Source organism: Burkholderia sp. E168m15, assembly GCF_016586105.1.
Lineage (GTDB): Bacteria > Pseudomonadota > Gammaproteobacteria > Burkholderiales > Burkholderiaceae > Burkholderia > Burkholderia orbicola.
Genome location: NZ_BCPO01000002.1, coordinates 69,171 through 88,241, shown reverse-complemented (window position 1 = coordinate 88,241; position 19,071 = coordinate 69,171). Strand labels below are relative to the sequence as shown.

Annotated in this window: 16 protein-coding genes; 5 read left to right on the top strand and 11 right to left on the bottom strand. The window is 68.7% G+C overall.

The features are described from left to right. Window positions 1-72 precede the first annotated feature (72 nt). The 5 genes from JMF86_RS00605 to JMF86_RS00585 form a co-directional block, all read right to left on the bottom strand. Complete coding sequence (locus JMF86_RS00605; protein ID WP_124624086.1) at window positions 73-408, bottom strand: hypothetical protein; 336 nt, start codon at window positions 406-408, stop codon at window positions 73-75. A gap of 115 nt (window positions 409-523) precedes the next feature. Beyond that, window positions 524-1,318 (bottom strand): ethanolamine ammonia-lyase subunit EutC, encoded by a 795-nt coding sequence (gene eutC / locus JMF86_RS00600; RefSeq protein WP_054928219.1) that lies wholly within the window; start codon window positions 1,316-1,318, stop codon window positions 524-526. Continuing rightward, window positions 1,315-2,712, bottom strand: a complete 1,398-nt coding sequence (locus tag JMF86_RS00595) for an ethanolamine ammonia-lyase subunit EutB (protein ID WP_201316674.1) — start codon at window positions 2,710-2,712, stop codon at window positions 1,315-1,317. The genes eutC and JMF86_RS00595 overlap by 4 nt, the downstream gene beginning before the upstream one ends. A 100-nt stretch (window positions 2,713-2,812) precedes the next feature. Beyond that, entirely contained in the window at window positions 2,813-4,225 is a 1,413-nt protein-coding gene (gene eat / locus JMF86_RS00590; protein ID WP_027812788.1) for an ethanolamine permease, read from the bottom strand. 231 nt (window positions 4,226-4,456) lie between these two features. Next, entirely contained in the window at window positions 4,457-5,920 is a 1,464-nt protein-coding gene (locus tag JMF86_RS00585) for a mechanosensitive ion channel (protein WP_011546781.1), read from the bottom strand. A 275-nt stretch (window positions 5,921-6,195) separates the two neighbouring features. Here JMF86_RS00585 and JMF86_RS00580 point away from each other — a divergent pair, with 275 nt between their 5' ends. After that, on the top strand, window positions 6,196-7,077 hold the full coding sequence (locus tag JMF86_RS00580) for a GyrI-like domain-containing protein (RefSeq protein ID WP_011546782.1): 882 nt from the start codon (window positions 6,196-6,198) through the stop codon (window positions 7,075-7,077). 158 nt (window positions 7,078-7,235) lie between these two features. Here JMF86_RS00580 and JMF86_RS00575 read toward each other — a convergent pair whose 3' ends face one another. Both JMF86_RS00575 and JMF86_RS00570 read right to left on the bottom strand, forming a co-directional pair. Then, window positions 7,236-7,619 carry a zinc ribbon domain-containing protein gene (locus JMF86_RS00575; protein WP_054928217.1) on the bottom strand — a complete coding sequence of 128 codons (384 nt, stop codon included), beginning with the start codon at window positions 7,617-7,619 and terminating at the stop codon, window positions 7,236-7,238. A gap of 10 nt (window positions 7,620-7,629) precedes the next feature. Continuing rightward, window positions 7,630-10,164 (bottom strand): heavy metal translocating P-type ATPase, encoded by a 2,535-nt coding sequence (locus tag JMF86_RS00570; protein ID WP_201316673.1) that lies wholly within the window; start codon window positions 10,162-10,164, stop codon window positions 7,630-7,632. A gap of 81 nt (window positions 10,165-10,245) precedes the next feature. Between JMF86_RS00570 and cadR the strand changes: the two genes are divergently transcribed. Next, window positions 10,246-10,677 carry a Cd(II)/Pb(II)-responsive transcriptional regulator gene (cadR, locus tag JMF86_RS00565; protein ID WP_201316672.1) on the top strand — a complete coding sequence of 144 codons (432 nt, stop codon included), beginning with the start codon at window positions 10,246-10,248 and terminating at the stop codon, window positions 10,675-10,677. Window positions 10,678-10,745: 68 nt separating this feature from the next. Further along, a complete protein-coding gene (locus JMF86_RS00560) occupies window positions 10,746-11,318 on the top strand; it encodes a PadR family transcriptional regulator (RefSeq protein ID WP_201316671.1) in 573 nt (190 codons plus the stop codon). A 45-nt stretch (window positions 11,319-11,363) separates the two neighbouring features. Here the strand turns inward: JMF86_RS00560 and JMF86_RS00555 are convergent, their stop codons facing one another. The 4 genes from JMF86_RS00555 to JMF86_RS00540 form a co-directional block, all read right to left on the bottom strand. Continuing rightward, window positions 11,364-12,791, bottom strand: a complete 1,428-nt coding sequence (locus JMF86_RS00555) for an FAD-binding oxidoreductase (RefSeq protein ID WP_201316670.1) — start codon at window positions 12,789-12,791, stop codon at window positions 11,364-11,366. A 15-nt stretch (window positions 12,792-12,806) separates the two neighbouring features. Continuing rightward, window positions 12,807-13,595 (bottom strand): ABC transporter substrate-binding protein, encoded by a 789-nt coding sequence (locus JMF86_RS00550; RefSeq protein ID WP_006488477.1) that lies wholly within the window; start codon window positions 13,593-13,595, stop codon window positions 12,807-12,809. A 48-nt stretch (window positions 13,596-13,643) separates the two neighbouring features. Then, complete coding sequence (locus JMF86_RS00545) at window positions 13,644-14,798, bottom strand: pyridoxal phosphate-dependent aminotransferase (protein ID WP_201316669.1); 1,155 nt, start codon at window positions 14,796-14,798, stop codon at window positions 13,644-13,646. A 206-nt stretch (window positions 14,799-15,004) separates the two neighbouring features. After that, complete coding sequence (locus JMF86_RS00540; RefSeq protein WP_011546789.1) at window positions 15,005-15,673, bottom strand: TetR/AcrR family transcriptional regulator; 669 nt, start codon at window positions 15,671-15,673, stop codon at window positions 15,005-15,007. Window positions 15,674-15,804: 131 nt separating this feature from the next. On the opposite strand from JMF86_RS00540, the gene JMF86_RS00535 reads away from it, so the two are divergent. Then, window positions 15,805-17,457: an acyl-CoA dehydrogenase family protein gene (locus tag JMF86_RS00535; protein WP_054928214.1), complete on the top strand. Its 1,653-nt coding sequence runs from the start codon at window positions 15,805-15,807 to the stop codon at window positions 17,455-17,457. A 49-nt stretch (window positions 17,458-17,506) separates the two neighbouring features. After that, window positions 17,507-19,015, top strand: a complete 1,509-nt coding sequence (locus JMF86_RS00530; protein WP_054928213.1) for a class I adenylate-forming enzyme family protein — start codon at window positions 17,507-17,509, stop codon at window positions 19,013-19,015. Window positions 19,016-19,071 lie beyond the last annotated feature (56 nt).

Genomic DNA, 19,071 nt, shown 5'->3' with positions numbered 1-19,071 from the left:
TTCGATGCTTGGCTTTAGGGAAACGGATAGAGAGGCGCCGCTGATCGCGGATGCACGACACCGACATGCAAATCAGATATCCCGAAGCTCGCGCGCCTCATCTTCTTTACGCAGCATCCGCGAGTGCTTCTGCGATACCGACAACATGCCTGCCACAACAACAGCGATTGCAAAAGTCACAACCATTCGCGTCGGCATTGTTCCCAAATTGCCTGTCGGCAGTACGGCGTCCCAGAATTGAGCCGTGGGAATCTTTGCGGCTAGCGTCGCAAGCCCAGGCACGATAGGAGAAGCGCTGGTCGTTTGAATCATTGATGCGGAAGAAATCGGAATGAGTAGCCCAACAAGAGCCGCAAATCCGGCAGTCTTCCAAATCAGCAACTTCCTCACACGTTCCGGGCGTTTCATCTGCGCAGTCCAAGTTGTTGTTCTCGGACGCTATATCGACACTATTTATCTGATCTTTAACGCTTGTTCACCGCAGAAGCTTCCAGCGTCATTTTTCCGACCAGTAGCCACCTCGTCACGCCGCGCCGATCCGCTCCGCTTCCGCCGCCGGCAGCAGCGCGTCGCTGTCGTCCTTCAGCCCGACGCCCGTCAACTGGAGCCTGCGCGCATGCGTCATCAGGTAATGCAGCTTGTGCGCGGCGGCGGCGTGCGGCAGCCCTTCGGGCCGCACGTTCGAGATGCAGTTGCGCAGCGCGTCGTGACAGCCGACCTTCGGCGCCCACGTCAGGTACACGCCGAGGCTGTCCGGCGAACTGAGGCCGGGCCGTTCGCCGATCAGCATCGCGACCACCTTCGCGCGCAGCAGCTCGCCGATCTCGTCGCCGAGCGCGACGCGCGCCTGCGTCGCGACCACCACCGGGCCGATCCGCCAGCCGTCCGCGTCGAGCCGCGGCCGCACGGCCTGCAACAGCGGCAGCGCCTGCTTCGCGGCCGCGAACGCCGACAGCCCGTCGCCGACCACGAACACGACATCGGGCGCGTCGTCGAGCGCCGCCCCGTAGCCGGCCAGCAGGCCGCGGCTGTCGTCCGACAGCTTGCGGCCGAGATCGGGCCGGCGCAGGTAGTGGTCGCGGTCGGGCGCGGCGCTCTGCACCCGCAGCGTCGGCAGCAGGCCGGCCGCCTCGATCTCGCGCCGCAGCGCATCCGCGTCGAGCGGCTGGTGCACCGCGTCGCGCGCCTGCGCATGCGACAGGTTGAAGGCCAGGAGCGGCGCGGTCGGCAGGCTGTTGCCCGCGCGGCCGAGCGCGATCCGCGCGTTCGTGAACGACTTCAGCTGCGCCCAAGGGTTCTTTTCGACGGCGTCGCTCATGCGGAAATCCCCATCCAGTCGTTCGCGCCCGCGAGCAGCGGCACGCGTGCCGTCGCCGCGCGCAGCGCGCCGTGCGCATCGGCGATTTCCATCGTCTCCAGCCATTCCTCGAACTCGGGCGCGCGGCGCAGGCCGAGCACCTCGCGCACGTAGAGCTGGTCGTGGAACGACGTGCTCTGGTAGTTCAGCATCACGTCGTCGGCGCCCGGAATTCCCATGATGAAGTTGATGCCGGCCGCCCCCAGCAGCGTCAGCAGCGTGTCCATGTCGTCCTGGTCGGCTTCCGCGTGGTTCGTGTAGCAGATGTCGCAGCCCATCGGCACGCCGAGCAGCTTGCCGCAGAAGTGATCCTCGAGCCCGGCGCGGATGATCTGCTTGCCGTCGTACAGGTATTCGGGCCCGATGAAGCCGACCACCGTGTTCACGAGGAACGGTTCGAACTTGCGCGCGACCGCATACGCGCGCACTTCGCAGGTCTGCTGGTCGACGCCGAAATGCGCGTTCGCCGACAGCGCGCTGCCCTGCCCCGTCTCGAAATACATCAGGTTGTTGCCGACCGTGCCGCGCTTCAGCGCCAGCGCGGCCTCGCGCGCCTCGCCGAGCAGCGCGAGCGAGATCCCGAAGCTGGCATTGGCCTTCTCGGTGCCCGCGATCGACTGGAACACGAGATCGACCGGCGCGCCCTTCTCGATCGCCGCGATCGTGTTGGTCACGTGGGTGAGCACGCACGACTGGGTCGGCACGCCGTAGCGTTCGCGAAAGCCGTCGATCATCGCGAGCAGCTTCACGATCGCCGCGAGGCTGTCGGTGGCCGGATTGATGCCGATCATCGCGTCGCCGCAGCCGTACATCAGCCCGTCGAGCATCGACGCGGCGATGCCCTTCACGTCGTCGGTCGGATGGTTCGGCTGCAGCCGCACCGACATCCGGCCGGCCAGCCCGACCGTGTTGCGAAAGCGCGTGACGACGCGGCGCTTTCTCGCGGCCGCGATCAGGTCCTGGTTGCGCATCAGCTTCGACACGGCCGCGACCATCTCGGGCGTGAGACCGGGCGCGATCCGTTCGAGCGCCGCGCCGTCGGCCGCGGGCGACAGCAGCCAGTTGCGGAAATCGCCGACGGTGAGGTGCGAGATCTCCGCGAACGCCTGCGCGTCATGATCGTCGATGATGAGGCGCGTGACCTCGTCGTCTTCATACGGGATCACCGCTTCGCTCAGGAACGCCTTCAGCGGCACGCCCGCGAGCGCGATCTTCGCGGCGACGCGCTCCTCCTCGCTCGCCGCCGCGACGCCGGCGAGCTGGTCGCCGGAACGCAGCGGGCTCGCCTTGGCGAGCAGCGTCTTCAGGTCCGCGAAGCGGTACGTGCGCGGACCGATCGTCTCCGTATAGGACATCGTTCGAATCTCCTTGCCAAAAGCCGACGGCGCGCCCGTTCGACGGGGCGCGCCGGTTGCCGTCAGGAACGGCCTTTCACGTTCACCGTCGTCACGGCGCTCACTCCTCCAGCAGCGCGTCGCCGGGCGCGCTCGCACGCTGGGAGCGGGTCGCGAGGAAGTACGCGTAACCGACCGCGAGGAAGCCGACGAACACCAGCGCGACCAGCCCGTTGAAATACACCATCGTACCGAGGCAGACGAGCGCCGCCAGGATCGCGAATGCCGGGAAGATCGGGTACAGCGGCGCGCGGAACGGCCGCTCCAGGTTCGGCTGCGAGCGGCGCAGCTTGAACAGCGCCGCCATGCTCACGATATACATCACAATTGCGCCGAACACCGACATCGTCACGATATTCGCGGTGAGCGTCTGGCCGCCGAACTGGATCAGCTCGTCGCTGTAGATCGCGGCAATCCCGACCACGCCGCCCGCGAGGATCGCGCGATGCGGCGTCTTGAAGCGCGGATGCACCTTCCCGAGCCACTCCGGCAGGTAGCCTTCGCGGGCCAGCGCGAAGATCTGGCGCGAATAGCCGAGGATGATCCCGTGGAACGACGCGACGAGGCCGAACAGCCCGAGCCACACGAGCATGTGCATCCAGCCGCTGTTCGCGCCGACGATGTACTTCATCGCCTGCGGCAGCGGGTCGTTGATGTTCGCGAGCTTGGTCCAGTCGCCCGCGCCGCCGGCGAACACCATCACGCCGATCGCGAGCGCCACGAGGGTCAGGATGCCGGCCACGTACGCGATCGGAATCGAGCGCTTCGGATTCTTCGCTTCCTCGGCGGCCATCGCGACGCCTTCGATCGCGAGGAAGAACCAGATCGCGAACGGAATCGCCGCGAACATCCCGTGGAATGCGCCCACGCTGAAGTGATCGGCGCCCGACCAGCCGCCCTTCGTGAAATTGCTCCACGCGAAACCCGGCGACACGACGCCCATGAACACCAGCAGCTCGAAGATCGCGAGCAGCGTGACGACGAGCTCGAAGGTCGCCGCGATCTGCACGCCGACGATGTTCAGCGCCATGAACACGAGATACGCGCCCATCGCCGCGTGTTTCGGTTCGAGCCCCGGAAACTGCACATGCAGGTACGCGCCGATCGCGAGCGCGATCGCGGGCGGCGCGAACACGAACTCGACCAGCGTCGCGGCGCCGGCCAGATAGCCGCCGGTCGGGCCGAATGCGCGGCGCGCATAGGCGAACGGGCCGCCCGCGTGCGGGATCGACGTCGTCAGCTCGGTGAAACTGAAGATGAAGGTGGTGTACATCGCCGCGACGAACAGCGCGGTGATCACGAAACCCAGCGTGCCCGCGCTCGCCCAGCCGTAGCTCCAGCCGAAGTATTCGCCGGAAATCACGAGGCCGACCGCGATGCCCCACAGTTGCCAGGTCCCTAGCGTCTGCTGCAGCGCGGGCTGGCCGGAGGACTTGGCGCCGGCGGCGGGCCGGCCATTCGACTCTGCTTTCATCGGACTCTCCTCAAAGGCGCCGGGCCTGCGGGCCCGCGCGACTGAGAATCGATGCTAGAGAGTCATTAAACGACGTGTTATCGAAATTCGGCAAAGATCGCGGCTGACATTTCGCTTGCGGAAACGCTTTCGGAAACGCTTGCGGTACCGCTCGCGGCAACGCCCGCCGCGCCCGTTGCCACGCCGGTCCGGCCCGCGCGATGCGGGCCGGATCGGCCGTGCCGACGGGCCTTACTGGCCGCCGCCGCGCTGGTTGAACCAGCGGTCGAGCAGCTTGCCGGCCGCTTCCCGGCCGCCGAGGCCGAACGACAGCGCAACGGCCACCGCGATCGCGCCGAGCACGAGGCCGAACGCGAGCTGCACGATTTCGTTCGCGATGCCCATCGCGCGCAGCCCCATCGCGAACACGAGGCCGAGGATCGCGAACTGGGCGATCCGCGCGAACAGCACGCTGTGCTCGCGGTCGGCCTGCTCGATCACGCGGCGCGCGAGGCCCGCGAGCCACACGCCGATCACGAGGATCACGCCGCCCATCAGCACGTGGCCGCCGAATTCGATGAACAGCGTGACGACGTCGCGCACCTGCGTGAAGCCGAGCCGGTTCGCGGCTTCGACCGACGCGAATAGCATCGCGAAGAACACGATCAGTCGCGCGACCAGCACCGACGGCTGCAGGATGCCCGAGAACACGCGCTCGACGCCGAGCACGGCCGGCAGCCCGTCGACGCCGGCGGCTTCCAGCAGCTTCTGCGCGAGCGACGCGACGAAGCGCGCGAAGTAGAACGTGACCAGCACGATCACGATCGCCGCGACGATGTCGGGCACCGCGCCGAGGAACTGGTTCAGCATGTTGGTCGCGGGAATCGAGATCGCGTCGATCTTCAGCGCGTCGAGCGCGGAGATCAGCGTCGGCACGAACACGAACACGTAGACGATGGTGCCGACCAGGCTCGACACGCGCACGGGCGTCGGGCTGTCGATCCCTTGCGTGAGGCGGTCGGCGCCGGCGGCGACCAGCAGGTTCGTCACCAGGCCGCGCAGCACGCGCGCGACGACCCAGCCGACGAAGCCGATCACCGCGGCCGCGAAGATGTTCGGCACGATCGCGAGCAGCTTGTCGACCATCCCCTGCACCGGCGACAGCAGGCCCGACAGCGCGAACGAGCCGAGGATCGCCGGCAGGAACATCAGGATCACGAGCCAGAACAGCACGTCGCCGAGATAGCCGCTCATCGGCTGCATGCCGGCGCTTTCGGACAACGTGGCGTCGACCTTGCTCGCCTTCAGCGCGCGGTTCGCGAGGCTGCGCAGCAGCGACGCGATCAGCCACGCGATCAGCGTCAGCGCCGCGCCGCCGATCAGGTTCGGCAGGTAGTTGACGATGTGCGTGACGAGCAGCGAGAACGGATTGGAGACCGCGTACAGGTTGAGCACGTTGAAGATGCCCACCGCGGTGACGAGCAGCACGAGCCAGAACAGGCCGCTGGCGATGATGCGTTCGACGCAGGCGCCCTGGCCGGTGCTGTCGGTGATCCGCTGATCGACCTTCAGCGCGTTGAGCAGCCGGAGCGCACCGGCCCGCACCGCGACGGCGATCAGCCAGCCGATCACCAGGATGCCGATCGCGCCGGCGATCTTGGGCAGGTATCCGCCTAGCGTGGCCTGCAGCGACGTGATGAAGCTGGAAGCATCCATTTCTTCTTCTCCCGAAAACGTGGTGTGGCGATTGAACATCGACGAACGACCTGCGTAATTCGAAAAGCGTGCTGCTCCGTCCGGGCAACTTACCCGAGAAAAATGACGCGTTCACCCGATTTCACCGTCTTTAACTTTAGTCATAGATCCCGGAGGGGCAAGACCCCATTTCGTTGAACTCAAAAAGGGCCGCATCGACGGGTGTCCGGCATTTCCGCAAGATTTGTCCATTCTGCCCGTGCTACCGTGGCGTCGGTTCCAGCCCGGACACGCCGATGACTCCAGCCGAAACGAAAACCGACCCGCCCGCGTGGGTGCGCTACGCGGCAAGCGTGGCGCGGGTCCACGCGTACATCAGCGCGCATCTCGACGGCCCGCTCGACCTGAACCGGCTCGCCGAAGTCGCGTGCCTGTCGCCGTATCACTGGCAGCGCGTCTACCGCGCGCTGTACGGCGAGTCGATCGTGCTGACCGTGCGGCGGATGCGGATCGTGCGGGCGTCCGAGGATCTGGTCTGCACCGCGCGGCCGCTCGATGAAATCGCGCGGCGCGCGGGCTACGGGTCGACGCACGCATTCGCGCGGGCGTTTCGCGACGCGTACGGCGTGCTGCCCGCGCAGCACCGGCGCACCGGCACCCACCGGCCGATTTATCCACTACAGCGAGGAGAGGCAGACATGTTCAAGCACGAGGTCGAGATCCGGCGCCTGCCGGAACTGCGCGGCTACGCGGTAACGCACACCGGTGCGTACATGAAGGTGGGGGACGCGTTCGGGCGGATCGGCGCGTGGGTGGGGCAGCACGGGCTGATCGGGCCGGGCGCGAAGATGATCGGGATTTTCTACGACGATCCGGACACGACGCCCGAAGCGCAGTTGCGCGCGAAAGCGTGCTTCATGCCGGCCGACGGCGCGCCGGACGTCGCACCCGTGCCGCCGGTCGAGCGGGTGACGATCGCCGGCGGCGAATACGCGGTGCTGCTGCATACGGGGCCGTATGCGGACCTGAAAACGGCCTACCAGTGGCTGTACGGCGACTGGCTGCGCCACTCGGGCCGCGAAGCCGCCGACGCGCCGCCGTTCGAGCTATACCTCAATACGCCGATGGATACGGCGCCGGCCGACCTGCGCACCGAAATTCACCTGCCGCTGCGCTGAGCGACGGGTGTGCCGTGGCGCCGTGCATCTGGACGGACCGCGACGATATTGCTGGTGCGAGGATGCACGAGACGACATCGGGCATGCCGGTGCGCCGGCCTTGAACGCAGCGCGCCGGCTCGTGCGTATGCGTAGCCGGCGCGAATTCGCGGAGATCCTCAAGCAGCCTGCGTCCCGCAGCCGGGACAGAACCGCGCGTCGGCCGCCAGCGCCGCATGGCAGCGGCTGCACGCCTTGCCGCGTTGCGCCGCGCCGCACTGCGCGCAGAAGCGTGCATCCGCTGCGTTGAGCGCGCCGCAGCCCGCGCACGCGAGCTGGCTCAGCGGCACGTTGCCGCGCTGGCCGCCTTGCCCGCCACCGGCGTCGGCCGGCGCCTGCCAGCCCCAGCCGTGGCGATCGCGCCCGCGCGCATCGTGGCCGCCCAGGCGCGACCCGCCGTGATGCCCGCCACCGTGGCCGCCATGGCCCCCGTTTCCGCTATTGCCGTGCCCGCTGCCGTGGCCGCCGCCATGGCCGCCGAGTATCCGTTTCAGAAAGCTCATCGTCCGCTCCTCAACGCTTGGCCGGTGCGCCGCCAAACGCCCCGGAGGACGACAGCAGCCGCAAGCCGTTGGCCACGACGATCAGGCTCGCGCCCGCGTCGGCGAAGACGGCCATCCACATCGTCCCGAGCCCCGCGACCGTGAGGCCGAGGAACACGACCTTCACGCCGAGCGCGAAGCCGATGTTCTGCACCAGCACGCGGTGCGTCGCGCGCGACAGCCGCACGAATGCGGGAATCTTGCGCAGGTCGTCGTCCATCAGCGCGACGTCGGCCGTCTCGATCGCCGTGTCGGTGCCCATCGCGCCCATCGCGAAGCCGATGTCGGCGCGCGCGAGCGCCGGCGCATCGTTGATCCCGTCGCCGACCATCCCGACCGCGCCCGCGCCGCCCGCCGCCAGTTCCTCGACCGCCGCGAGCTTGTCTTCCGGCAACTGGTTGCCGCGCGCGTCGTCGATGCCCGCCTGCCTGGCGATCGCCAGCGCGGTATGCGGGTTGTCGCCCGTCAGCATCGCGGTGCGGATGCCGAGCGCGTGCAGATCCGCGATCGCGTCGCGGCTCGTGTCCTTGATCGTGTCGGCCACCGCGAAGATGCCGAGCACGCGCGTGGCGTCGACCAGCACGACGACGCTCTTGCCCTGCCGCTCCAGCGCGTCGAGCTTCGCCTCGAGAGCCGTCGAGCAGCGCTCGAGTTCCTCGACGAGGCGGTGATTGCCGAGCCAGTAGCGCGTGCCGTCGATCGTGCCGCGCACGCCGCGCCCGACGATCGCTTCGAAGTCCTGCACGTCGGCGAAGGCCGCCGTGCCGGCGGCGCGGGCCGCGGCGGCAATCGCCTGCGACACCGGGTGATCGGAGCGCGCCGCGAGGCTCGCGCCGAGGTGCCGCACGCGCGCCGCGTCGGCATCGTCCGCATGCACGTCGAAGTCGGTCTGCACCGGCTTGCCGTGCGTGATCGTGCCGGTCTTGTCGAGCGCGAGCCACGCGAGCTTGCGCCCTTCTTCCAGATAGACGCCGCCCTTCACGAGAATCCCGCGCCGCGCCGCGGCCGCGAGCCCCGACACGATCGTCACCGGCGTCGAGATCACCAGCGCGCACGGGCAAGCGATCACGAGCAGCACGAGCGCGCGGTAGATCCAGTCGTGCCATGCGCCGCCCATCACGAGCGGCGGCACCACCGCGACCAGCAGCGCGACCGCGAATACGATCGGCGTGTAGACGCGCGCGAACTGGTCGACGAAGCGCTGCGTCGGCGCCTTCGCGCCCTGCGCTTCCTCGACCGCGTGAATGATCCGCGCGAGCGTCGAGTTGGCCGCGACGGCCGTCACGCGGTAGTCGAACGAACCCGATTCGTTGATCGTGCCCGCGTACACCGCGTCGCCGCTCGCCTTTTCGACGGGCAGGCTCTCGCCGGTGATCGGCGCCTGGTTGACCGTCGAGCGGCCGGCGACGACTTCGCCGTCCAGCCCGATCCGCTCGCCCGGCTTCACGCGCACGACCGCGCCGAGCGCGACCTGCGCGGCCTCGATCGTGCGCCACGCGCCGTCGGCCTGCTGCACGGTCGCGGTATCCGGCGCGAGCTGCATCAGCCCCTGGATCGCATTGCGCGCGCGGTCGAGCGACTTCGCCTCGATCAGCTCGGCAATCGTGAACAGCACCATCACCATCGCGGCTTCCGGCCACTGACCGATCGCCATCGCGCCCGTCACCGCGATGCTCATCAGCGCGTTGATGTTCAGGTTGCCGTTGCGGATCGCGATCCAGCCCTTCTTGTACGTGGTCAACCCGCACGCGAGCACCGCGGCGAGCGCGAGCGCGGCCGACAGCCACACCGGCAGCCCGGCCCAGGTCGCACCTTCGGACGCGATCGCGGCGACGCCGGCGAGCGCCAGCGGCCACCACGGCTTCGCGGGCGGCGGCGCGATGGGCGCTCCCGGTGCATCGGCCGACGCGGCTTCCGGCGTCATCCCGAGCGAGCGGATCGCACTTTCGAGCGCCGGCTGCGCGCCGGGCACGTGCTCGACGGTCAGCATCCGCTGCATCAGGTTGAATTCGAGCGCCGACACTTCGCCCATCCCGCCGAGCTTCTTGCGGATCAGCGTTTCCTCGGTCGGGCAGTCCATCTGCATGATGCGGAACGCGGAGCGCACGTGGCCCGACGCGGTTGCCTGCGCGACCGGCAGCGGCGCGAGCGTCAGCGCTGCCGGCGCGCAGCAGTCGCCGGCCGCGTGGTCGTGGTCGTGGTCGTGGTCGTGGTCGTGGTCGTGGTCGTGACCGGCATGGTCATGCGCGGCGTGGTCGTGCGAACACGTTGCACCGTGCACATGCTGGTCGTCGCCCGCATGGCCGTGATCGTGGTCATGACCCGCCTCGCCGTGCGCGGCGTGATCGTGCCCGTGATCGTGGTCATGGCCGTGCGCGTGCTCGCCGGCCACCGACGCCGCGTCGGCAACGGTCGCCGTCTGCGTGTCGCGCGCATCGGCGCAGCACGCATCGGCGCCGCCGGCATGACGGTGTCGTGGGTCGTGGGGACGCTTGGCGTCGGTCATGACAACCTCCTTTGTGGCTTGACGGTGTAGAGTTAACACCCTGAAGCCACTACAAGGTCAACCCTTACACGGGAGAAAGGCATGAAGATTGGCGAACTGGCCAAAGCGGCCCGCTGCACGCCCGAGACGATCCGTTTCTACGAGAAAGAGGGTCTGATGCCGGATGCGGAGCGCACCGATTCGAACTACCGCAACTACACCGACGTGCACGTCGAGCGGCTGCGCTTCATCCGCAACTGCCGCGCGCTCGACATGGCGCACGACGAAATCCGCGCGCTGCTGCGGCTCACCGACACGCCGGCCGACCGCTGCGATTCGATCAATTCGCTGCTCGACGATCACATCGGACACGTCGACGCGCGCCTCGCGGAACTCACGCATCTGCGCGACCAGCTCACCGAATTGCGCCGCCAGTGCGTCGGCGAGCATTCGGTCGAGGATTGCGGCATCGTGCATGGCCTTGCGACGATGGAAACCGTCGCGCCGGCCACGAAGCGCTCGCACCTCGGCTGAAACCCTTGCCAAACAAGATAATCAGATTGAGAATAGTTATATTCTTACTAGATATAATTTAACTATTCATGTCTATGAGTCGCCCGTCTCCGCTCGCGCTGGCCGTCCTCGCGACGCTCACCGAAACGCCGATGCATCCGTACGGAATGCTGCAGCAACTGAAGGCCCGCGGCTACGACGAAGTCGTCAATGTGCGGCAGCGCACGAGCCTGTACCAGACGATCGATCGGCTGCTGCGCGACGGGCTGATCGCCGTGCACGACACCGAACGCGACGGCGCGTTTCCGGAGCGCACGGTGTATGCGCTGACGGAAGCCGGGCACACGGCCGGGCAGGCATGGCTGCATGCGCTGCTCGCGGAGCCCGCCCGTGAATTTCCGGCGTTCGGCGCCGGCCTCGCGTTCCTGCCGCTGCTCGATGCGGAAGATGCGCGTCACCAGCTCGAGCTGCGCATCGCGCGGCTCGACGCCGAACGCGAGCGGCTGGAAGCGCTGCGCGCCACCGCACAGGCCGAGCAGGTGCCGCGCCTGTTCCTGCTGCAGAACGAGCATGCGCTCGTGCTGCTCAATGCGGAGCTGAACTGGGCGCGCAGCGTCGTCGAACACCTGAAGATCGGCGCGCTGCGCTGGGTGGACGGCTGACGCGCGGCGCCGGCCGATGCCCGGCGGCAGCGGCCGTCGGCCGCATCAAAGTACCTTGCCGGGATTCAGGATGCCGCGCGGGTCCAGCGCGGCCTTCAGGCGCCGCATCAGCCCGATTTCCGCGGCGCTGCGCGTGTGCGCCAGATAAGGACGCTTGAGCACGCCGATCCCGTGCTCGGCCGACACCGAGCCGCCCATGTCGCGCACCACCGCATACACGCAGTGATCGAGCGCATCGGCATCCGCGTCGGTCATCGCGGCCAGCGACACGCCGATATGCACGTTGCCGTCGCCGACATGGCCGAAGAACAGGCACGTGAGCGCCGGCCAGCGCGCCCGCAACGCCGCCTCGCAGCGTTCGGCGAACGCGCCGAGTTCGCCCGTCGGCAGACTCACGTCGAAGTTGACGAGATGGGGCAGCGCATCGATCGCGAGACCTTCACGCAACGCCCACAAATCGCGCGCCTGCCGCTCGGAGGTCGCGAGTACCGCATCGTCGACGAGCCCGGCATCGAATCCCGCGGCCAGCCCCGTTTCGAGCGCCTGGTGCGCATCGCCGCCCGGCGCGCTCGTCGCGCATTCGATCAACACCACGAAACCGCCGTCGCCGACGAACGGCGCCGATACCCCGGGCGTATGCCGCGCGACGTAGTCGTAGAACGACGGCCACATCGCCTCGAAGCTGACGACTTCCGGCAGCGTGCGCACGCGATTCCACAGCGCGACCACCGCGTCGTAGTCGCGCACGCGGCAGAGCGCCGTGGCCGGCGCCGCGAGCAACGGATGCAGCCGCAGCACCGCGCGCGTGACGACGCCGAGCGTCCCTTCGCTGCCGATGAACAACTGCTTCAGGTCGTAGCCCGCGTTGTTCTTCAGCATCCGGTTCATCGACGACACGATCGTGCCGTCCGCGAGCACCGCCTCCAGCCCGAGCACCTGCTCGCGCATCATCCCGTAGCGGATCGCGCGCGTACCGCCCGCATTGGTCGCGAGCATGCCGCCGATCTGGCACGAGCCGCGCGCGCCTAGATCGACGCCGAACGTGAAGCCCGCCGCTTCGGCGGCTTCCTGCACCGTCTGCAGCGGCGTGCCCGCGCGCACGGTGATCGTGCCGGCCGCCGCGTCGAGCGTTTCGATGCCCGCGAAGCGCTCCATCGACAGCACGACCTCGCCGCCCAGCGCGACCGCCCCGCGCGCGAGCCCGGTCAGCCCGCCTTGCGGCACGACCGGCTGGCCGAGCCGCGAGCACAGCGCGAGCGTGCGCGACACGTCGTCGACGCTGCACGGGCGCACCAGCGCGCGCGGCCGCACGCCGGCCGGCTCGTTGTACGCGGTGAAGTAACGCGGATCGATATCGGCCGCGCGCGTGACGAGTGCGTCGCCCAGTTCGGCGGCGAGCACGGCATCGACGGCCTCGTCCGGCAGCGGCCTGCCGTCCGGTGCGCTGCCCGCGGTCCGGTTCGAGGTCGGCATCGTGCGCGGCCCCGCTTACTTCGTCGAGATGTCGATATCGCCGAAATACTTCAACCCGAGCGACTTCACCGTGCCGTCCGCCTTCAGCTTGTCGATCGCCGCGTCGAGCTTCGCCTTCAGCGCGTCGTCGCCCTTGCGCAGGCCGAACGCGATGCCGCTGCCGAGGATCTTGTCGTCGTGCACCGGCTGGCCGACGAACGAGAAGCCCTTGCCGTCCGGGCGCGACAGGAAGCCGCGCTGGCCCGACGGCGCGAGCACGAGCGTCGCGTCGAGGCGGCCCGCGACCAGATCCGCATACGCCTGGTTCTGGTCCTGGTACGCGACGATCGCGACGCCGGCCGGCTCCCAGTGCGCCTTCGCGAAGGTTTCCTGGATCGACGCCTGCAGCACGCCCACGCGCTTGCCCTTCAGCGATTCGGGCGTCGGCAGCAGCCCGCTGCCGGTGCGCGCGATCAGCTGGGTCGGCACGCGATAGATGATCGTGGTGAAGTCGATCGCCTGGCGCCGTTGCTCGGTCGCGTTCATCGCCGAGTTGATCGCGTCGAACTTGCGGCCCTTCAGCGCCGGAATCAGCCCGTCGAACGACGTCTCGACCCATTTGCACGACAGCTTCGCCGTCTGGCAGACGGCATTGCCGACGTCGATGTCGAAGCCCTGCAGGTCGCCGTTCGGCGCCTTCGATTCGAACGGCGGGTATTGCGCTTCGAGGCCGAAGCGCAGCGTCGGCGCATCGGCGAGCGCCGCGCCGGAGCCGATGGCGCACGCGAGTGCGAACGCGAGTTTCAAGGTAGCCGTGTGTTTCATCGTGATCTCCTGGGTCTGGTCGATGCGACGTCTCCGTCGCCGGTTGTCCTACAGCGAACGCAGCCGCCGCGCGCCTTCGACCAGCGTCGCGTCGTCCTTCGAAAAACTGAGCCGGATCACGCCGGCGTCGGTGCCCTCGGTATAGAACGCCGACAGCGGAATCGTCGCGACACGCGCATCGCGGATCAGGCGCAGCACGAAATCGCTGTCGCTTTCGTCCGAGAAGTGGCGAAAGCGCGCGAGCATGAAGAACGAGCCTTCGCTCGGCAGCAGCTCGAAACGCGAATCGGCCAGCTCGCGCGCGAGCAGGTCGCGCTTGGCCTGGTAGAACGCCGACAGGCCGAGATAGCTGTCCGGCCGCGCGAGGATCTCCGCGAACGCGACCTGCATTGGCGTGTCGGCCGAGAACACCATGAACTGGTGCACCTTGCGGATCTCGTCCATCAGTTCGGCCGGTGCGAGGCAATGGCCGACGCGCCAGCCGGTCACGTGGAACGACTTGCCGAACGACGACACGATCACGCTGCGCTCGGCCAGCTCGCGGTGGCGCGCGACGCTCTGGTGCTGCGCGCCGTCGAACACGACGTGCTCGTACACTTCGTCGGACAGCACCACGATGCCTGTGTCGCGCGTGAGCTGCGCGAGCCGCGCCAGATCGTCGGCGGAGAACACCGTCGCGGTCGGGTTGTGCGGCGTGTTGACGATGATCATCCGCGTGCGCGGCGTGATGGCCGCGGCCACCTCGTCCCAGTTCACGCGGAAATGCTCGGGCGACAGCTTGATGGCGACCGGCGTCGCGCCCTGCAACCGCACGATCGGCGCATAGCTGTCGAACGACGGCTCGAAATAGATCACCTCGTCGCCGGGATGCACGAGCGCGCTGATCGCCGCGTAAAGCCCTTCGCTCGCGCTCGCGATCACCGTGATCTCGGTCGCCGGGTCGTAGCGCGCGCCGTACAGCGCCTCGGTCTTCTCGGCGAGCCGCTCGCGCAGCGCGATCACGCCGGCCATCGGCGCGTACTGGTTGTGACCGTCGCGCATCGCGCGCGCGACGCCTTCGACGAGCGCCGGATCGGGCGCGAAATTCGGCGCGCCCTGCGACAGGTTCAGCGCGTCGTGTTGAGCAGCCAGTTGGCCGATCACCGTGAAGATCGTCGTCCCGACGTCGGGCAGTTTCGAACGGGGCGCGGTGGCGCTTCGCATGACTCCTCCTCCTGATGTCCTTCGGGCGGGCCGCGCCGTGCGCGGCCTGCATCTGCCGCATGATTTAGCCCGAGCCAATATCGGCGGACAATCGAAAGTTCGTCATGGCGGCCATGCATTTTTCTCATGGCTCGCCCGGAGAAGGGCCTGGCGGCAAGGCCGGCCTGCGCGCCTGATATGCGAATCAGGCATTTCCCCGAGGAAAGCTACGCGTCCGCCGCCGCGAGGTACGCGAGCAGCACGGCCCGCAGCTCACGGCGCTGCGCGGCGAAATCGAGCGCCGGCCCGAGCGTCAGCAGCGCCTGCGACAGGCCGCCATAGCAGATCGTGTGGGCCATCCGCGCGAGCCCGTCGAGCCTTGCGGCCGGCGGCGGGTCGGCCGCTTGGGCCAGCGCGTCGCGCCACAGCGCGACATAGGCGTCGTAATGCCGGCGATAGGCGGCGAGCGGCGACACCTGCCGCTCCAGTGCGAGCAGCGCGCCCCACAGCGCCGCGTCGGCGGCGATCGTATCGACCTGGAGGTCGACCAGCGCGACGGCGAGTTCGGCCCGCGGCGCACCGCGCAACCGCTGCACTGTGTCGCGCAGCCGGTCGGCCAGCGCCAGCACGCGGCGGTGGATGCAGAGCGCCGCGAGGCTCTGCTTGTCGCCGAAATACTCGTAGAAGGTGCCGATGCTGACGCCCGCGACGGCCGCGATCTCGCGGATCGTCGCCTTCGCGTAGCCGCGTTCGAGCAAAAGCTGAACGAACGCCTGTTGCAGCGCGTCGGAACTCGCCTGCGCACGCGACTGGCGCGGCCGGCGGCGCAACGCGGGCGCGGGTTGCGCCGCCGGTGAGCCGGGCGGCGCCGGAACCTGAACATGTCGCGGCGGCATATTTGCTACTCTGAATTCAGCAGGGAATACGTTTTACCGGAAGCCGGCATCCGCGGCAAAGCGCCCTCCGCGCGGCATGATGCCGGCTGACCGCGAAGCATGAGACCGGAGACAAACCGGAGACAACCGCGATGACCGACTCGACTCACGCCGTCACGAACCAGTTCGACGAACTCGTCGACTATAACCTCTTCGCGACGGATCTCGCGCTGCGCGACGCGCTCGCCCGGGCCGGCGCCGACTGGGCCGTGCCACAGCTCGACGCGTACGGCGCGCGGCTCGGCAGCGCCGACACCGCGCAACTCGCCGACGAAGCGAACCAGCACACGCCGGAACTGCACGCGTTCGACCGGCGCGGCCGGCGCATCGACCGCGTCGACTTCCATCCCGCCTGGCACACGCTGCTTGGCCAGTATCGTCACGAAGGCTTCGTGTCGCTCGCGTTCCGCGAGTCGCGCCGCGGCCGCTGGGCCGCGACGGCCGCCGGCTTCTACCTGCATGGCCAGATCGAGGCCGGCACGCTGTGCCCGGCCACGATGACGCAGGCCGCGATCCCCGTGCTTCAGAAGGAGCCCGCGCTGTGGGACCTGCTGCGCGACAAGCTCTACAGCGACGACTACGATCCGCGCGACGTGCCGGTCGCCGACAAGCGCGCGATCTGGTTCGGCATGGGCATGACCGAGAAACAGGGCGGCTCCGACGTGCGTGCGAACACGACGCTCGCCACGCCGGTCGGCGCGGGCGGGCGCGGCGGCGAATACCGGCTGCGCGGCCACAAGTGGTTCTTCTCCGCGCCGATGTGCGACGCGCACCTGGTCGTCGCGCGCACCGAGGCCGGCAGCCCGTCGTGCTTCTACGTGCCGCGCTGGCGGCCGGACGGCACGAAGAACGCGGTCGAGATCCAGCGGCTGAAGAACAAGGTCGGCAACCGCAGCAACTCGAGCAGCGAGATCGAGCTGAACGACGCGTGGGGCATCATGCTCGGCGACGAAGGCCGCGGCATTCCCACCATCATCGAGATGGCTACCTACACGCGGCTGAACTGCGTGCTCGGCAGTGCGGCGATGCTGCGCCAGGGCGTCGTGCAGGCGATCGCATACACGCGCCAGCGCCATGCGTTCGGCCGTGCGCTCGCCGAGCAGCCGCTGATGCGCACCGTGCTCGCCGATCTCGCGCTGGAGAGCGAAGCGGCGCTGTCGCTCGCGATGCGGCTCGCCGATGCGTTCGAACGCGACGACTCGCCGCGCGAACGCGCATGGAAACGGATCGTCACGCCCGCCGCGAAATTCTGGGTCTGCAAGCGCGCGGTCGAGCTGACCGGCGAGGTGATGGAAGTGTTCGGCGGCAACGGTTACGTCGACGACGGCCCGATCGCGCGCCTGTTCCGCGAGGCGCCCGTCAACTCGATCTGGGAAGGCTCGGGCAACGTGATGTGCCTCGACGTGCTGCGTGCCGTATCGCGCGAGCCCGACGCGGCCGCCGCGCTATTCGACGAACTGGCCGACCTCGGCGCGGGCGAACCGCGCATTCGTGCCGCGCTCGACGGATTGCGCGCGATGCTCGCCGCCCCGGCCGACACGCTCGAAGCGTCGGGCCGCGTGTTCGCGCAACGGCTCGCGGTCGTCGCGCAGGCGTGCCTGCTGCGCCGCGATGCGCCGGCGGTCGTCGCCGACGCGTTCGTCGCGACGCGGCTCGGCGCCTCCGACTGGGGCCGCATCGCGGGCGGCTTCGATCCGCACGCGATCGACGTCGCCGCGCTGCTGCAGCGCGCGTACCCGGCCTGACGCCGGCCCGTTCACCCAAATCGCATTCGTTCGCCCGCCCGGAGCCTCGATGAACCTCGTCGCCGCCCTCGACCGCGCCGCCCGTGCGACGCCCGACAAGCCGTTCCTCGTCAGCGAATCCGCGACGATCACGTATGCGGCCGCGCGCGAGCGTTCGCACCGCGCGGCGGCCGTGCTGAGCGCGCTCGGCGTCGCGGCCGGCGACCGTGTCGCCGCGATGTGCTTCAACACGCCGGCTTTCGTCGATCTGATGTTCGGCGCATGGCGGCTCGGCGCGGCGTTCGTGCCGATCAACCACAAGCTGCAGGCGCCGGAAGTCGACTACGTGCTCGAACACAGCGGCAGCACCGCGCTGCTGTTCGACGTGGCGCTCGCGCCGGTGGTCGAGCGGATCGTGCATCCGGCGCGGCGGCTCGTGACCGAGGGCGAACTCGACGGCGTGCCGAATTTCGACGCGATGTGCGCGACGATGGACGGCCTCCCGGGCATCGAGCCGGCCGACGACGACGTCGCGCAAATCCTCTACACGTCCGGCACGACCGGCCGCCCGAAGGGTTGCGTGCACAGTCATCGCACGGTGACGCTCGCGGCGATGCAGGCGGCGCTCGCGACGGGGATCGGCCGCAACGAGCGCACGCTGATGGCGATGCCGATCTGGCATTCGTCGCCGCTGAACAACTGGTTCGGCGGCACGCTGGTCGCGGGCGGCACCGTCGTGCTGCTGCGCGAATACCATCCGCTGCGCTTCCTGCAGACCGTCGAGCGCGAACGCGTGACGCTGTATTTCGGTGCGCCGGTGTCGTATACGCTGCCGCTCGACACGATCGACGGCTTCGCGGCATTCGACCTGTCGAGCGTGCGCGCGTGGCTGTACGGCGGCGGCCCGATCGGCGCCACGCAGGCCGAACGGCTCGCGCAAGCGTATCGCAGCCACGCGTTCTTCCAGGTGTACGGGATGACGGAAACCGGCCCGGCCGGCACGACGCTGTATCCGGACGAGCAGATCGCGAAGGCCGGCTCGATCGGCCGCCAGGGCGGCCCGGGCGTCGACCTGCGGGTCGTGCGGATGGACGGCGTCGATGCGCAGCCGGGCGAGACCGGCGAGATCTGGCTGAAGACCGATTGCATGATGCTCGGCTATCTCGACGACGCGGCCGCGACGCGCGCCGCGTTCGCGCCGGACGGCTGGTATCGCACCGGCGACATCGCGCGGATCGATCAGGACGGCTACCTGTTCATCGTCGACCGGCTGAAGGACATGATCGTCACCGGCGGCGAGAACGTCTATTCGAAGGAGGTGGAGGACGTGCTCGGCGCGCACCCGGACATCGCCGAGGCGGCCGTCGTCGGCGTGCCGCATCCGGACTGGGGCGAAACGGTCGTCGCACACGTCGTGCTGCGGGCGAACGCGGCGCGCGATGCGGATGCGCTGCGCACGTTCTGCGGCGAGCGACTCGCCGCGTACAAGATTCCGCGCGAGTTCACGTTCGCGCAGGCGTTGCCGCGCACGCCGACCGGTAAGTTGCAGAAGTTTCTGCTGCGGGTGCGGGGGGACTGAGTATCCGGGATTGAGTCAGCGCACGTGTAACTCGCGCACTCGTACCCTCCTTGAAC

Bases quoted from the DNA above. Each gene is read 5' to 3' on its own strand.
- cadR (WP_201316672.1), top strand. From the start codon at position 10,246: ATGAAGATTGGCGAACTGGCCAAAGCGGCCCGCTGCACGCCCGAGACG.
- eutC (WP_054928219.1), bottom strand. From the start codon at position 1,318: ATGAGCGACGCCGTCGAAAAGAACCCTTGGGCGCAGCTGAAGTCGTTC.
- JMF86_RS00580 (WP_011546782.1), top strand. From the start codon at position 6,196: ATGACTCCAGCCGAAACGAAAACCGACCCGCCCGCGTGGGTGCGCTAC.
- JMF86_RS00575 (WP_054928217.1), bottom strand. From the start codon at position 7,619: ATGAGCTTTCTGAAACGGATACTCGGCGGCCATGGCGGCGGCCACGGC.
- JMF86_RS00530 (WP_054928213.1), top strand. From the start codon at position 17,507: ATGAACCTCGTCGCCGCCCTCGACCGCGCCGCCCGTGCGACGCCCGAC.
- JMF86_RS00560 (WP_201316671.1), top strand. From the start codon at position 10,746: ATGTCTATGAGTCGCCCGTCTCCGCTCGCGCTGGCCGTCCTCGCGACG.
- JMF86_RS00585 (WP_011546781.1), bottom strand. From the start codon at position 5,920: ATGGATGCTTCCAGCTTCATCACGTCGCTGCAGGCCACGCTAGGCGGA.
- JMF86_RS00550 (WP_006488477.1), bottom strand. From the start codon at position 13,595: ATGAAACACACGGCTACCTTGAAACTCGCGTTCGCACTCGCGTGCGCC.
- JMF86_RS00540 (WP_011546789.1), bottom strand. From the start codon at position 15,673: ATGCCGCCGCGACATGTTCAGGTTCCGGCGCCGCCCGGCTCACCGGCG.
- JMF86_RS00605 (WP_124624086.1), bottom strand. From the start codon at position 408: ATGAAACGCCCGGAACGTGTGAGGAAGTTGCTGATTTGGAAGACTGCC.
- JMF86_RS00535 (WP_054928214.1), top strand. From the start codon at position 15,805: ATGACCGACTCGACTCACGCCGTCACGAACCAGTTCGACGAACTCGTC.
- JMF86_RS00555 (WP_201316670.1), bottom strand. From the start codon at position 12,791: ATGCCGACCTCGAACCGGACCGCGGGCAGCGCACCGGACGGCAGGCCG.
- JMF86_RS00595 (WP_201316674.1), bottom strand. From the start codon at position 2,712: ATGTCCTATACGGAGACGATCGGTCCGCGCACGTACCGCTTCGCGGAC.
- JMF86_RS00570 (WP_201316673.1), bottom strand. From the start codon at position 10,164: ATGACCGACGCCAAGCGTCCCCACGACCCACGACACCGTCATGCCGGC.
- eat (WP_027812788.1), bottom strand. From the start codon at position 4,225: ATGAAAGCAGAGTCGAATGGCCGGCCCGCCGCCGGCGCCAAGTCCTCC.
- JMF86_RS00545 (WP_201316669.1), bottom strand. From the start codon at position 14,798: ATGCGAAGCGCCACCGCGCCCCGTTCGAAACTGCCCGACGTCGGGACG.